Annotated in this window: 11 protein-coding genes; 5 read left to right on the top strand and 6 right to left on the bottom strand. The window is 73.6% G+C overall.

All coding sequences use genetic code 11. The annotated features are described in order from the left end of the window. Positions 1-27: 27 nt before the first annotated feature. The gene (locus tag IPK37_12085) at positions 28-576 is read right to left on the bottom strand and encodes a hypothetical protein (GenBank protein ID QQR99730.1); all 549 of its coding nucleotides are present in this window, start codon (positions 574-576) and stop codon (positions 28-30) included. Positions 577-770: 194 nt separating this feature from the next. Here IPK37_12085 and IPK37_12090 point away from each other — a divergent pair, with 194 nt between their 5' ends. The 3 genes from IPK37_12090 (at position 771) to IPK37_12100 (ending at position 4,784) form a co-directional block, all read left to right on the top strand. Next, entirely contained in the window at positions 771-1,700 is a 930-nt protein-coding gene (locus tag IPK37_12090) for a hydroxymethylglutaryl-CoA lyase (protein QQR99731.1), read from the top strand. A 103-nt stretch (positions 1,701-1,803) separates the two neighbouring features. Beyond that, a complete protein-coding gene (locus IPK37_12095; GenBank protein ID QQR99732.1) occupies positions 1,804-3,768 on the top strand; it encodes a peptidase M13 in 1,965 nt (654 codons plus the stop codon). Between the two features lie 5 nt (positions 3,769-3,773). Continuing rightward, the gene (locus tag IPK37_12100; protein ID QQR99733.1) at positions 3,774-4,784 is read left to right on the top strand and encodes an endonuclease/exonuclease/phosphatase family protein; all 1,011 of its coding nucleotides are present in this window, start codon (positions 3,774-3,776) and stop codon (positions 4,782-4,784) included. 7 nt (positions 4,785-4,791) lie between these two features. Here IPK37_12100 and IPK37_12105 read toward each other — a convergent pair whose 3' ends face one another. Next, positions 4,792-5,301 (bottom strand): hypothetical protein, encoded by a 510-nt coding sequence (locus IPK37_12105; GenBank protein ID QQR99734.1) that lies wholly within the window; start codon positions 5,299-5,301, stop codon positions 4,792-4,794. Further along, a complete protein-coding gene (locus IPK37_12110; GenBank protein ID QQS02844.1) occupies positions 5,240-7,579 on the bottom strand; it encodes a helicase-associated domain-containing protein in 2,340 nt (779 codons plus the stop codon). The genes IPK37_12105 and IPK37_12110 overlap by 62 nt, the downstream gene beginning before the upstream one ends. Positions 7,580-7,807: 228 nt before the next feature. Between IPK37_12110 and IPK37_12115 the strand changes: the two genes are divergently transcribed. Then, a complete protein-coding gene (locus IPK37_12115; protein ID QQR99735.1) occupies positions 7,808-9,469 on the top strand; it encodes an AMP-binding protein in 1,662 nt (553 codons plus the stop codon). 9 nt (positions 9,470-9,478) lie between these two features. Here the strand turns inward: IPK37_12115 and IPK37_12120 are convergent, their stop codons facing one another. From IPK37_12120 to IPK37_12130, 3 genes are all read right to left on the bottom strand, one after another. Beyond that, complete coding sequence (locus IPK37_12120) at positions 9,479-11,632, bottom strand: hypothetical protein (protein ID QQR99736.1); 2,154 nt, start codon at positions 11,630-11,632, stop codon at positions 9,479-9,481. An 86-nt stretch (positions 11,633-11,718) separates the two neighbouring features. Next, on the bottom strand, positions 11,719-12,150 hold the full coding sequence (locus IPK37_12125; GenBank protein QQR99737.1) for a hypothetical protein: 432 nt from the start codon (positions 12,148-12,150) through the stop codon (positions 11,719-11,721). A 250-nt stretch (positions 12,151-12,400) separates the two neighbouring features. Next, positions 12,401-13,093: a DNA alkylation repair protein gene (locus IPK37_12130; protein ID QQR99738.1), complete on the bottom strand. Its 693-nt coding sequence runs from the start codon at positions 13,091-13,093 to the stop codon at positions 12,401-12,403. Between the two features lie 127 nt (positions 13,094-13,220). Here IPK37_12130 and IPK37_12135 point away from each other — a divergent pair, with 127 nt between their 5' ends. Beyond that, positions 13,221-13,622 carry a cold shock domain-containing protein gene (locus tag IPK37_12135; protein ID QQR99739.1) on the top strand — a complete coding sequence of 134 codons (402 nt, stop codon included), beginning with the start codon at positions 13,221-13,223 and terminating at the stop codon, positions 13,620-13,622. Positions 13,623-13,626 lie beyond the last annotated feature (4 nt).

The raw sequence follows: 13,626 nt of genomic DNA on the forward strand, positions 1-13,626 counted from the left end.
CGAGCGTTCGCGATTCCGGTGGCAGGCTCACTGCCACGACCACGCGTACCGGGCGATGCTCCCGATCCCGCCGAGGAGCCCGACCACCAGCGCGACGATGGCGAAGATCCGGGCCTGTTTCACCTGGTCGGCCCCGCCCCACTGCCTCGCGGCGATCTCGCGGGACACGCCGCCGGACTGCGCGAGCACGACGATGGCCATGATCATGCCGAAGAAATTGCAGAACAGCGCCAGCGGGATGGCCACGATGCCCATCGTGCGCAGCGACTGCGCCCGCGGGTGCACGGCGGTCCCGTACGGCGCCTGTCCCTGCGGGGCTTGCCCGTACGGCGCCGGCGCGCCCCACTGCTGGTTGTCGTCCTGGGGCCCCGAGCCGTACGGCGGGATGGGGCTGCCGTACGCCGGCTGGGCCGCGTCGCCGTAGGTCGGCTGGCCGGTCCCGCCGTAGGGCTGCTCGCCAGCCGCGCCGTACGGGGGCTGACCGCCCTCGCCGTGGTTCGAGGCGCCGCCCTGCCAGGAGGCGCGACCGCCCGTGCCGGGCTCGCCCTCGTTCGGTCGCCATCCGTCGTTGCTCATCGGATCTCCGTCCTGAGGACCGCGCGCGGCGGTGTCCGTGCCATCGACGCTACCTCGCCGCGCTGTGCGGCGCGTCGAGCCGGGCGCTCGGGGCCCAGCGGCGCGGCATGATGTCAGCTACGACGCAGCTCGCCTAGCGGCGGCTCCGACGTACCGTCCGCTCCCCGTCACCCACCGAACAGGAGTCCACCGCCATGCGCCACCCGCAGCGAGAGCCGATGCCGGGCCTGCCGGAGCGGGTGCGCATCTACGAGGTGGGGGTGCGCGACGGCCTGCAGAACGAGGGCCAGGCGGTGCCGGTCGAGGTCAAGGCCGAGTTCGTCCGGCGGCTGCTCGACGCGGGCCTGGAGACGATCGAGGTGACCAGCTTCGTCTCCCCGAAGTGGGTCCCGCAGCTCGCGGATGCCGCCGAGCTCATCGCGATGCTCGGCCCGGACGGCCTGGGGCGGCACCGGCCCGTCCTGACCCCCAACGAGAAGGGGCTGGACCGCGCGCTGGAGCTGGGCGTGAGCGCGGTGGCGATCTTCGGCAGCGCCACCGAGACGTTCAGCCAGAAGAACCTCAACCGATCGGTGGCCGAGTCGGTGGAGATGTTCCGGCCGGTCGCGACGCGCGCGAAGGAGGCGGGGGCCTGGGTGCGGGCGTACGTGTCCATGTGCTTCGGGGACCCCTGGGAGGGCGACGTCCCGGTCGCGAAGGTGGTGGACAGCGCGAAGCGGTTCATGGACCTCGGCGCCGACGAGCTGTCGATCGGCGACACCATCGGCGTGGCGACCCCCGGGCACACGGTGGCCCTGCTCGACGGGCTGGTCACCGCGGGCATCGGCATCGAGAAGATCGCGGTGCACTTCCACGACACCTACGGGCAGGCGCTGGCGAACACGGTCGAGGCGATCCGGTACGGCGTGCGCACGGTGGACGCCTCGGCGGGCGGGCTCGGCGGCTGCCCCTACGCGAAGTCGGCCACCGGCAACCTCGCCACCGAGGACGTGGTGTGGGCGCTGGAGGGCATGGGGGTCGAGACCGGGGTGGACCTCGACAAGCTCGTGGCCACCAGCGCCTGGATGGCGCAGCAGCTGGGGCGTCCCTCCGCGAGCAGCGTGGTGCGGGCACTGACGGGCTGAGCCGGGCTGAGCTGGGCCGACGCGGTCTCGTCGCGGGCGTGCGGTTGGGGCTGTCGGAGCCGGCACGTAAGTTGGTCTCCAGGACGCGACGAAGGAGGCCGAGATGCGATCAGGGATCGATCAGGGCGGGATCGAGGCGGCAATCCGGCCGCAGGACGACCTGTTCGGGCACGTCAACGCCGCGTGGATCGCGGCGACGCCGGTGCCCCCCGATCGCGGGCGCTATGGCACGTTCGACATCCTGCGCGAGCGCGCCGAGGAGAACATGCGGGCGCTGCTCGAGGAGCCCGCGCCGGTCGACGCGGGCGCCGAAGCGACCACGCCGGGCACCCTGGCCCGCACCCTCTACGCCGCGTTCCTCGACCAGGAGACGGCCGAGGCGGAGGGCCTGGCCCCCATCGCTCCGCTGCTGGCCCAGGCCGCCGGCGTCGAGGACGGCCGGGCCGCGATGATCCTGCTGGGGCACCTGCAACGCGAGGGGGTGGGCGGCCTCGTCGAGGCCTACGTCAACACCGACCCGGGCCAGCCGGATCGCTACGTCACGTTCCTTGAACAGTCGGGGATCGGCCTGCCCGACGAGGCGTACTACCGCGAGGAGGCCTACGCGCCGATTCGTGCGGCGTACCTGGCGCACCTGGCCAAGGTCTTCGTGATCGCGGGGGCCGACGGGCCCACCGCCGACGCCGAGGCGCGGCTGGTCATGGACCTGGAGACGCGGCTGGCCGCCGGGCACTGGGACCGGGTCAGCCGGCGCGACGCCGTCAAGAGCTACACGCTGGTCGACCTCGCCGGGTTGTCCGAGCAGGCGCCCGAGGTGCCGTGGGCCGAGTGGCTGGCCGCGCTGGGCGCGCCCGACGCAGCCCGCGAGGCGCTGGTCATGCGGCAGCCCTCGTTCCTGCAGGCCCTCTCGCACGAGCTGGTCGCCACCGACGTGGCCGCCTGGCGGGCCTGGCTGCGGTCGGCGATTCTGCACGCCTACGCCCCCTACCTGCACGACGCGATCGTCGCGGAGAACTTCGACTTCTACGGCCGCACCCTGTCGGGCACGCCGCAGCAGCGGGACCGGTGGAAGCGCGGGGTCGCGCTCGTGGACCAGCTCGTGGGGGAGGACGCGAGTCAGCTGTACGTCGCGCGCCACTACCCGCCCGACGCCGCCGAGCGGATGACCCACCTCGTCGACAACCTCGTCGAGGCCTACCGCCGAGACATCGCCGACCTGGACTGGATGACCCCCGCCACGCGGGAGAAGGCCCTGGCCAAGCTCGCGGCGTTCACCCCCAAGATCGGCCGGCCCAACCGGTGGCGGGACTACTCGGGGCTGACGTTCGCCCGCGACGACCTGGTCGGCAACGTGCGCACGGCGTACGCGTTCGAGACCGACCGCATGTGGCGCAAGCTCGGCGCACCCATCGATCGCGACGAGTGGTTCATGACGGCGCAGACCGTCAACGCGTACTACAACCCCGGCATGAACGAGATCGTCTTCCCGGCGGCCATCCTGCAGCCGCCGTTCTTCGACGTCGACGCCGACGACGCGGTGAACTACGGGGCCATCGGGTCGGTCATCGGCCACGAGATCGGGCACGGCTTCGACGACCAGGGCAGCCGGTACGACGGCACGGGGCGGCTGGTCGACTGGTGGACGGCGGAGGATCGCACGGCGTTCGAGGGCCGCGCGGAGCGCCTCATCGCGCAGTACGACGCCTTCCACCCGCGCGACCTGCCCGCCGAGAAGGTCAACGGGGCGCTGACGGTGGGGGAGAACATCGGCGACCTCGGCGGCGTGACGATCGCGCACCTGGCCTACCGGATCGCCCGGGGCGAGGAGGAGTCGCCGGTCATCGACGGGATGACCGGGGACCAGCGGTTCTTCGCGGGCTGGGCGCAGATCTGGCGGATGGCGGCCCGGCCGGAGGAGGCCAAGCGCCTGCTCGCGGTCGACCCGCACTCGCCGGGGGAGTTCCGGGCCAACATCGTGCGCAACCTCACGGAGTTCTACGAGGCCTTCGACGTGCGCGAGGGCGACGGCCTCTGGCTGGCGGAAGAGGATCGGGTTCGAATCTGGTGAGGCGCGTGGGGGGAAGGATCGTCGCGGGCGCCGCGGGGCTCGCGCTGATCGCGGCGACCAGCTGGTGGTGGGATCTGAGCGGCCCGGTGCCGATCCTGCAGGCGCTCTACCCCGCCGTGGCGGTGGGGGCGGTGCTGCTCCTGGTGCTCGCGGCCCTGGTCAGGCATCGCGCCGCGGCTTTGGTGGCCCTGGCGGCGGTCGTCGTCGCGGCGGTGGCCGTGGTCCCGACGCTGCTGCCGGCATCGACCGCGGCTGCTGCCGCCGGCTCACTCGCGCCCAACGGGGCGGGGACGGCGGCGCAGGCTGCGCCCGGCGGAGCGCGGTCGCCAGGAGCGGCGGACGGAGCCGGCCAGAGCGTGCGGGTCTTCGCGCTGAACACGCAGTTCGGCATGGCCGACCTGGGGCGGATCCGGGAGGTGGTGACCGACCGCGCCATCGACGTGCTGATCCTCACCGAGGCCGATCCGGAGTACACGCCGCACGCGGCGCGGACGGTGGCGGATCTGCTGCCGCACACCTCGGGGGAGGCGACGCTCGGCGGCGCCGCGGGCACCATCGTCCTGTCGCGCTACCCGATGACGGTGCTGGACCGCGACGCGGCCGACCCCACCAAGCACCAGCAGCCGATCGTTCGGCTCGACGTCCACGGCACGGACGTGCTGGTCCGCGGCGTGCACCCGCGGTCCCCCACCGAGGACAAGATCGCGTCCTGGCGCCCCGACCTCCTCGGCCTGGCCGACTGGCAGCGCGGCACGACCGGGCCGCTCATCGTCGCCGGGGACTTCAACGCCGGCTGGCCGCATCCGGCCTTCCGGACCTTGGCGGACGGACTGGACGACGCCCTGCGCGCCACCGGCCAGGCCTGGGCCCCGACGTGGCCCGTCTCACGGCGGACACCGGCGTTCACCCAGATCGACCACGTACTCACGCGCGGTTTCCAGGTCCGCGCCGCGGGGACCGAGCAGGTGCCCGGCACCGATCACCGGGGCGTGTGGGCGGAGCTGACGCTGCGCTAGCGGCGGCTCAGGCGTTGTCGAGGTCGAAGGGTCCGACCAGGCAGAACTGGTTGCCCTCGGGGTCGGCCAGCACGGTCCAGCTGCCGCCGCGCATCGTGACGTGCTCCACGACGGTCGCGCCGAGGCCGACCAGGCGCTGTCGTTCGGTCTCGAGATCCTCGGCGGCCAGATCGATGTGCAGGCGGTTCTTGCCGGGCGTCGGCTCGGGCACCGTCTGGAACGCCATCGCGGGGTTGCCCGCGAGCACGACGTACTCCTCGGCCTCGAACGAGACCGGTGTCCCCAGTACGGCGGCCCAGAACTGGGCCAGCCCGGGCGCGTCGTAGCAGTCGACGACGACGTTCGCGATGCTCACCACGAGAACAAGCCTAGATACCCCACGGCGCTGCCGCCGCAGCCTTCCAGATCCGTCGCGCCGTCCGTTGCGCAGCGATTCACTGGGCGGGGCCCACAGCTCACTGGGCGGGGCCCACGGCGCTGATGCGGTGCAGCGAGTAGGACCGGCCGGGTCCCGCATCGGCCTCGCCGTACACCCGGCCCCCCTCGACCCGCTCCGGACGCAACCGGACGCGGCGCGGCGTGCCGGCCGCGTCCACCACCGCGATCCACACCGTCTGCTCGGCCGCGGCGGCGTCCCGCAGCGCCGCCGCGAGCGCGGCCGGGTCGAGTTCGCGCAGCGGCTCGCGCGCCAGCCCCTCCCGGTGGGCCTCCGACCGGCGCAGATCCTCCTCACCCGCGCGCAGCGCGGCGACCGTCTCCTCGATCGCGTCCGCCGCGGCCCCCGGGCCGGGGCCTCCACCGAGGCCCCCGACGTGCCGCGGCATCCCCGGCTGGGTGTGCCGGCCCCGCCGCGTCCGGGCCCGGTGGTGCGTCGCCGCCGGGAGCACCATGCCCCCCTCCGGCCCCTCCGCGACGGGCAGGAGCCCGGCGTCGCGCAGGGCGTTCAACAGCACGTTCGGGGCGACCGGCGCGACGGCGACGCCGGGGGCGAGGCGGCGCAGCCGGTACGCCGCGAGATCGCGCCGCTCGACCAGGTCGTCGATGGCGACGTGGTCGTCGCTGCGCACGTACGCCGTCGCGGTCCCCACCCGCAGGCCGCCGTGCCGTCGGGCGACGTCCGTGACCAGGTACGACAGTGGCTGGGGAACGCCCGTGCTGCTGGCCCCCGCCAGCGCGTCGAGCAGCTGTTGGGCATCCCATCCGGCATCGAGCGGCCGTCGCAGGCTCGCGGGCGTGAACCGGTACACGGTGGCGCCGCCGCGGGACTCGACGTCCGCGGCCAACCGCAGGAACGTCGCCAGCCGGCCCTCGAGCCGGCCCGGCGCGACGGCGGTCAGATCGGCCTGCAGCAGCACATGCTCGACCGGCAGGGGCAGCGTCAGGGCGGCCTCGACGTCGTCGTCGGCCGCACCGGTGACCAGGGCGCGGCCGGCGGAGCCCAGCGCCCCGTACCCCGTGAGGCCCAGCCAGGCCGCCTCGGCCAGCGCCGCCCGGGCGAGGTCGCCCAACACCTCCGTCGCGCGGCGCGGGCGCGCCCAACGCAGCCGGTCGAGGATCGCCGCCTCGTCGGGGGCGGCACCGGGCGCGACGTCCGCGAGCAGGGCCAGGACGTCGTGGCGAACGGCGCGCCCCCACGCCGTGGCCGCGCCCTCCGACAGGGCGTTGATCGCCGAGGCCTTGGGGTCGCGCCGGTGACCCACCAGCGCGGGGGCGCGCGTCGTCGCCAGCCAGGCCTGGGCGAGCTCCAGCCAGCGGCGGGGCGCCTCGGACTGTTGCCAATCGTCGTACGCCGCGGTCGGCGCCCAGACCGGGTCCAGCTCGCCGTCGTCGTCGACGAGGCCGGCCGCATAGGCCACCTCGATCACGAAGGCGGCGTGGGGCAGCTCCAGGTCGAGGGCCTGGGCCGTGGCGCGCAGGTCCGCCACGGCCAGGCCGCCGGCCCGCAACACCCGGGGCGGCTCCGGCCCCCAGAGGGCCGCGAGCTCGTCGATCATCGCCAGGAGGTCGGCGGCGGCCGCCCCAGCTCCGGCGTCGACGCGCTCGGTCGGCACCGCACGCACCGGCACCGGCGGGGGCGCCAGCTCGACGGCGCGATGCAGGCGGCCGCCGCGGAGCGCGAGCGCCGCGGCGCGCGGCATGATCACCTCGCCCGGTCCTCGGCGCTGCAGCAGGCCGGCCGCCAGCAGCGGCTCCAGGCGCTCGCCCCACGCGGCGCTCCCGACCGTGCCGACGGGTGGGCCCCAGGCCAGCCGCTCGACGATGCTTCGGTGTTCGTCGGTCGCCGTGGCCAGGGCCTGCGCCGCGGCGGCCACCGCGGCCCGGTCGGCGGGCTCGGCGCCGGCGTGGCCGGCGCGGCCGTCGGGGCTGTCGGGCCCGGCGCGGGCGAGACCGGCGCGGCCGTCGGGACCCGCTGGAGCCAGCCCCGCCACGTACGGTCCCAGCGCCTCGGCCGCCGCGCGCGGGACGTGCAGACCATCCTCGCCGCGCCACAGCAGGCCCCGGCCCCACAGCCCGGTCAGCGGCGCCTCGAGCGCTTCGGGCGTCAACCCGAGAAGCTCTGCCGCCCAGTCCAGCTCGACCGGGTCGCCCGCCACGACGAGGGCCTCCAGGACGGCGAGCGCGCCCGCGTCGAGGCCGTCGACGGCGCGCGTCAGGCTTGCCCCGGTCGCGGCCCGGGCGGCCAGCGACGTCACGTCCGCGGGCCGGGGCCGGGTCAGGTCCGGGCGCGCCGCCAACAGGGTCGCCAGGTCGGCGTCGCTGCGACCGCGCAGGTCATCGGCGAGGCTGCGGGCCACGGCACCCGGCGTACCGGCGAGGCGGCCGCCCGCGGCACCCGACGTACCTGCAGGGCGGCGATTCGGGCTCACCCGCACCACGGTACGACCCGGCCGCCCGGCGCCCGCAGCAGGCGCTTCGCCTCGCCATCGGCGCGCCGGGCCTAGCGCGGCCGCCGAGGCGTCGGCAAACTGCGGAGTACCGTTCGGGGCCCCGCGGGCCCCGCACCCGACGTCCGAAGGACCACGATGGCCGAGCAGATCCCCGCCCACCTCTCCTACGACCGCGGCGACGCCGAGGCGCCTCTCCTGGAGGAGACCATCGGCGCGAACCTGGAGCGCACCGTGGCCGCGCACGGCGACCGCGAGGCCCTCGTCGAGGTGTGGTCGGGGCGGCGCTGGACCTGGGCCGACTTCGACCGGGACGTGAACCTGCTGGCCCGGGGCTTGATGGCGCGCGGCATCGAGGTCGGCGACCGGGTGGGGGTGTGGTCGCCGAACCGGGCGGAGTGGACGATCTTCCAGTACGCGCTGGCCAGGATCGGCGCCATCCTCGTCAACGTCAACCCGGCGTATCGGACCCACGAGCTGGAATACGTCGTGGAGCAGTCGGGAATGAAGGCGCTGCTGTCGGCGACGACGTACAAGAGCAGCGAATACCGCAAGATGGTCGAGATCGTCGCCCCCAAGATCGCCAGCCTGGAGCGGGTCGCGTTCTTCGACGACCCCTCCTACCAGCAGATTCTCGACGCGGCCGCGGAGGTCTCCGAGGAGGCGCTGCGTGAGCGGTCCGCCTCGCTGAAGGCCGAGGACCCGATCAACATCCAGTACACCTCGGGCACGACCGGCTTCCCCAAGGGCGCCACGCTGAGCCACCGCAACATCCTCAACAACGGCTTCTTCGTCGGCGAGATGCTGCACTACACCGAGGCCGACCGGGTGTGCATCCCGGTGCCCTTCTACCACTGCTTCGGCATGGTCATGGGCAACCTCGCGTGCACCTCGCACGGCGCGACCATGGTGATCCCCGCCCCCACGTTCGACCCGGAGGCGACGATGGTGGCGGTGGCGCAGGAGCGGTGCACGAGCCTGTACGGCGTGCCGACGATGTTCATCGCCGAGTTGGGGCTGCCCGGATTCGCCGACTACGACCTGTCCAGCCTGCGCACCGGGATCATGGCGGGCTCGCCCTGCCCCATCGAGGTGATGAAGCGGGTCATCAACGAGATGCACATGGGCGAGGTGGCGATCAACTACGGCATGACCGAGACCTCGCCGGTCTCGACCTCGACCCGCCGGGACGACGACCTGCGGCTGCGCACCGAGACCGTCGGCCGGGTCATGCCGCACCTGGAGATCAAGGTCGTCGACCCGGCCACCGGCGAGCCCGTCGGGCGCGGCCAGACCGGCGAGTTCTGCACCAAGGGTTACTCGGTGATGATCGGCTACTGGAACGACGTCGAGAAGACCCAGGAGGCCGTCGACGTCGACGGCTGGATGCACACCGGCGACCTGGCCGTCATGGACGAGAACGGCTACTGCTCGATCGTCGGCCGGATCAAGGACATGGTCATCCGCGGCGGCGAGAACATCTACCCGCGCGAGATCGAGGAGTTCCTCTACCTGCACCCGGACGTCGCGGACGTGCAGGTCATCGGCGTGCCGGACGTGAAGTACGGCGAGGAGCTGATGGCCTGGATCATCGTGCGGGAGGGGCATCAGGCGCCCACCCAGGACGACATCAAGGAGTTCTGCACGGGCAAGCTGGCGCACTACAAGGTGCCGCGCTACGTGCACGTGGTCGACAGCTTCCCGATGACCGTGACCGGCAAGATCCGCAAGATCGAGATGCGCGAGGAGGCCGTCCGGCTGCTGCACCTGGAGCAGGCGGCGGCGATCAAGCACGCCTGAGCGGGCACCTCACCCGGCGTACCGCGCCAGCTCCTGCCCCACCTGCTCGATCCCGCGCTTCGGGCGTTCGACGTGCTTGGCCGCGTTCCACTCGTCCCAGCCGATGTCGAAGCGCACCGTGCGCCCGTCGGCGACCAGGGTCGTCGTCACCTTGTCCACCACGGTGGCGACGGCTTTGCCGCCCCTGGGGGCGTAGGCGCTGCGGCTGGAGGGGTCGGCGAACAGCAGTAGCCCCCACGGCAGCCGCACCCGCAGCGTGGTCAGTCGGTCGCCGCGCTCGATCCGCCAGGTCGCGCGGCTGTCCCGCTCCGCCGCGTCCGGCTCCCAGCGTCCCTTGATCAGGTCACCGACGTCCTGCAGCTCGGGCGGCCGGTGAATGGTGGTCGTCGGCACGTCGTACGGCTTGTTCAGCGTCAGCCGGTGCAGCAGCCACCCGTCCTCGCGCGGCTTCGGGGCGGTCCCGGCGGGCAGGCCGTCGAGGGCGACCGGGTCGAGGTCGGCGCGGACGAGGCACTGCGCCGTACCGGCCTTCGCGTCCACCACCAGCGCCACGTCGTCGCGGCCCGCACCGGCGCCGGACGGCAGCCGCGCGCCGGTGCCAGGGAGGACGTCGAAACCGATCTCGTACGTCGGGGGCTCGCCGTCGGTCTCGATCGTCAGGTAGAGGTACGACGCGTCGTGGTCGAGGGCCACCGACCGTACGCCGTCGCGGGCCTCGTGCACGACCCGCCGCCCCACCGGCACCGGATCGCTCGCGATCAGCCCGAACCACTGCTCGTTGGTGAGCACGTCGTGCCACAGGGCCCGCCGGTCCGGGGCGACGGCCGCGTGCCGGGGCAGCGTGTTCCAGGTGAACTTGAACCACTCGTCGGCCCAACCGAACAGCAGGGCCCCGGCCAGGCCGGCGTCCGCCACCAGGTGCACCATCTCGGCGTTCATCCGCATCTGCTCGGCCTCGTCGTGGTGGCCCTGGTCGCGGCCGAGGGTGCCGATGTGTGCCGAGCCGAGCGAACCCGGTACGCCGAGCTCGGTGATCATCAGCGGCATCCCCGCGTGGTGCGCCTTGAGGTCGAGCAGGTAGGCCCGGTAGGGGTCGGCGGTCGAGGTGTAGCTCGGCTGCAGCCGCTGGAAGTCGGGGTAGTAGGGGTAGGCGTGGTACGACGCGAACGTGCCGGCCGGCCAGCTCGCGGTGGGCCGCACATGATTGGCGTCGACCGAGAGCTGGTCCTCGCGCTCCAGCGGCTCCTGCGGGTGCTTCAGCGGGTCGGCGGTCGGCCAGTTGACCAGCGCGATCGGCACGCAGCAGCCGGCGGCCGCCTCGGCGGTGGCCAGCTCGTCCATGCGCGCGGCGATCCAGCGCTCGGTGGGGGAGGCCTCCGGGGTGGTTGCGAAGTAGCGGCCCCGCACCGCCGGTCGGCCGGCGTTGGTCTTGTCGCTCGCGGTCGCCGCGACGGGGTCCCACTCGACGCCGACCAGCCAGGCCGCGGTCCAGGGGGAGACGTCCGCCGTCCAGACCCCGCTCGCCCGCCCCGGCGTACGGTCCCGGCGCAGCCTCCCGTGCACCGCCGCGCTCGCGTCGCGGACCTCCGCGATCATCGCCTGGGTGGGGCCGTCGGCGAACAGGTCAGCCGACTCGAGGTAGCTCTCGTCCGGCAGGTAGATCCCGTGCACGAGGTAGATCGGGTCGTCGGCGTGCGCCTCGTTGTAGGCCTTGAGCTCGGTGTAGAACGCCGGCGGATGGATCGTGTAGATGCGCAGCACCCGCACGCCCCGCGCCCGCATCATCGGGAACCAGCGGCGGTAGTCCTCAGCGGTCATGGCGAGTTCGCCGGGCTGGTGGCCGGGGGTGGTGCTGCCGAGGTTGACCCCGCCCCAGAAGTCCAGGTCGCCTCCGGTGGTGTGCAGCAGTAGGCGCTCGCCGTCCTGCTGGGCGAGCATCGCCAGGCCGCCGGCCGTGCGGCCCGGCTTCGGCGCGCGCGGGCCCTTGGCGACCTCGCGACGGCTCGGCGGGAGCGGCGGCCAGGACGTCGTACCGGCGGCGCCGGGGGAGGCGCCGGGGTCGGTCGTGCCGGCCCCGAAGGGCGAGCACGCGGCCGCCCCGAGCAGCAGGCCGGCGCCCGCGCCGAGGCGCAGGACATGACGACGGGACAGGGATGCGGGCACGGGGTCTCCTCGCGAGCGGCGGGGTGCTCCCGGTCCTATCGGCAGAGAGGCTGTGCAACACCAGGATTCGTCAGAATGCCGATCCGCTACGTGAGAACGCCCACCGCCGCCAGCACCGCGAGAAGCGCCCCGACGAACGCCCAGAACTGCATCGGGATGAAGAAGAGCGTGTGGGCGTTGTGACCGCGTCCGGCCAGGGCGTCGGCTTCGGCGTTCGCGAGGTACTCGGCCTGGGCATGGGCTTCCTCGTACGAGGTGGGTGCGGCGTGCCCCGCGCGCAGATGGAACGTGCCCGCGTCGGCCATCGCATGGAGCTCGGCCGCCCGCGCTTCTCGATAGGCGGCCACTTTCGCCGCCGGGCCGGTCGCGTTCATCCGCTGCCCGACCGCCCAGCATGCCGCGGCCCCCACGAGCAAACCGAGCACCAGCCCGACCCGGCCACCGACGGCACTGCCGAGCCCGGCACCGGCGCCGAGAAAGAGCACCGCCAGAATTCCCCAGCCCCGCCAAATAACCATGACTCACTTTATCACTGCAGGTCAGAAGCCCGTGACATATTCCGAATGTCGCTCTCGCCGAGGGGAAAGGGCGCGCGAACCGAACGGCGTACGAGGCCAGCTACGTCGCGCTCGCCGAGCTGCTGGGCGCCCCCCTGGTCACACTGGATCGCCGCCTGGCCGGGGCTCCCGGGCTGCGCTGCCTCGTGCGGACGCCTCCGGGCTCGACGCCACAGGTCGCGCCGGGACGGCGTCGGGCGCCGGGGGATCGTTAACGGAGGTGCTTGAGCGCCTCGCGGCGCGACAGCGGCGCCAGGCGCGGGCCGAGCCGGGCCACCTCGGCCCGGACCCAGTCCGGGTCGGTGCGGGCGTACTGCCGCAGCGCCCACCCGGTCGCCTTGCGCAGCCAGAACGAGGAATCGGCGACGTTCGCCTCGATCGCCGAGCGCAGGAAGTCGGTGTCGGTGTCCCGGCCGTGGCGCAGCTGGGCGAGCACGGCCGTACGTCGTAGCCACAGGTCCGGCCCCCGAGCCCAGTCGGCGAGGATCGGGGTCGCCGCCGCGCGATGGCCGGCGAGGACCCCGCCGACCAGGTGCGCGGCGATCTCGTCCACCACGTCCCACCACGCCCCGGTGACGACCAGGTGGCGGCAGAGGTCGAGGGAGGCCACGTCCTGCCAGGGGGCGGCCGCGCGATGCCGGGCCAGGGCGATGGCGACGTACCACTCCTCCCGATGCCCCGCGCCGTCCCAGAGCGCGCGCACCGTCGCCTCGTGACCGGCACGGCCGGGCGGGGCGTAGCCGCGCAGGATGGGCCGGGTGACGGAGCGGGTCAGGGGCAGGCCCAGCCCGTAGTAGGGCATCGCCGACTTCATGTAGCGCTGTTGCTCGGCCGCCTTCGCCGGGTCGGCGTGCGCCGCCAGCGCCGCGCGCAGGGCCTCGACGAGGGCCAGGTCGGCGGGCACGGCCCGAGGCTACCCCGACCGTACGTCGATTCACGTTCGGCGCCGACGCGAGGTTGCCGATAGCCTGGAACGTGCCGCCCGCATGGGCGAGGCATCCGTGACGTGGCGAAAAGGTGTGATCGGCGACGTGCCCACTGGCAAGGTGAAGTTCTTCGACGAAGGGAAGGGCTTCGGCTTCGTGTCCGACGACTCCGGCGGCGACGACGTCTTCGTCCCGGCGAAGTCGCTGCCCGAGGGGGTGGCCACACTCAAGCCGGGGACCAAGCTGGAATACAGCATCGCGGCGGGCAAGCGGGGCACCCAGGCGATGCAGGTCAAGGTCCTGGAGGCGCCGGTGTCGGTGGCCGCCGCGCAGCACGCCAAGCACCGCCGGTCCGCCGAGGAGATGACGGTCATCACCGAGGACCTCATCAAGATGCTGGACCGCCTCAGCAACAGTTTCCGCCGCGGGCACTATCCCGACCGCAAGGAGGCCGAGAAGGTCGCCGCGGTGCTGCGCGCCGTGGCCGGACACCTCGACGGTGAGTGAGCCG

This window comes from Austwickia sp. (assembly GCA_016699675.1).
Taxonomy (GTDB): Bacteria; Actinomycetota; Actinomycetes; order Actinomycetales; family Dermatophilaceae; genus Austwickia.

Bases quoted from the DNA above. Each gene is read 5' to 3' on its own strand.
- IPK37_12085 (QQR99730.1), bottom strand. From the start codon at position 576: ATGAGCAACGACGGATGGCGACCGAACGAGGGCGAGCCCGGCACGGGC.
- IPK37_12090 (QQR99731.1), top strand. From the start codon at position 771: ATGCGCCACCCGCAGCGAGAGCCGATGCCGGGCCTGCCGGAGCGGGTG.
- IPK37_12095 (QQR99732.1), top strand. From the start codon at position 1,804: ATGCGATCAGGGATCGATCAGGGCGGGATCGAGGCGGCAATCCGGCCG.
- IPK37_12105 (QQR99734.1), bottom strand. From the start codon at position 5,301: ATGCGGGACCCGGCCGGTCCTACTCGCTGCACCGCATCAGCGCCGTGG.
- IPK37_12115 (QQR99735.1), top strand. From the start codon at position 7,808: ATGGCCGAGCAGATCCCCGCCCACCTCTCCTACGACCGCGGCGACGCC.
- IPK37_12125 (QQR99737.1), bottom strand. From the start codon at position 12,150: ATGGTTATTTGGCGGGGCTGGGGAATTCTGGCGGTGCTCTTTCTCGGC.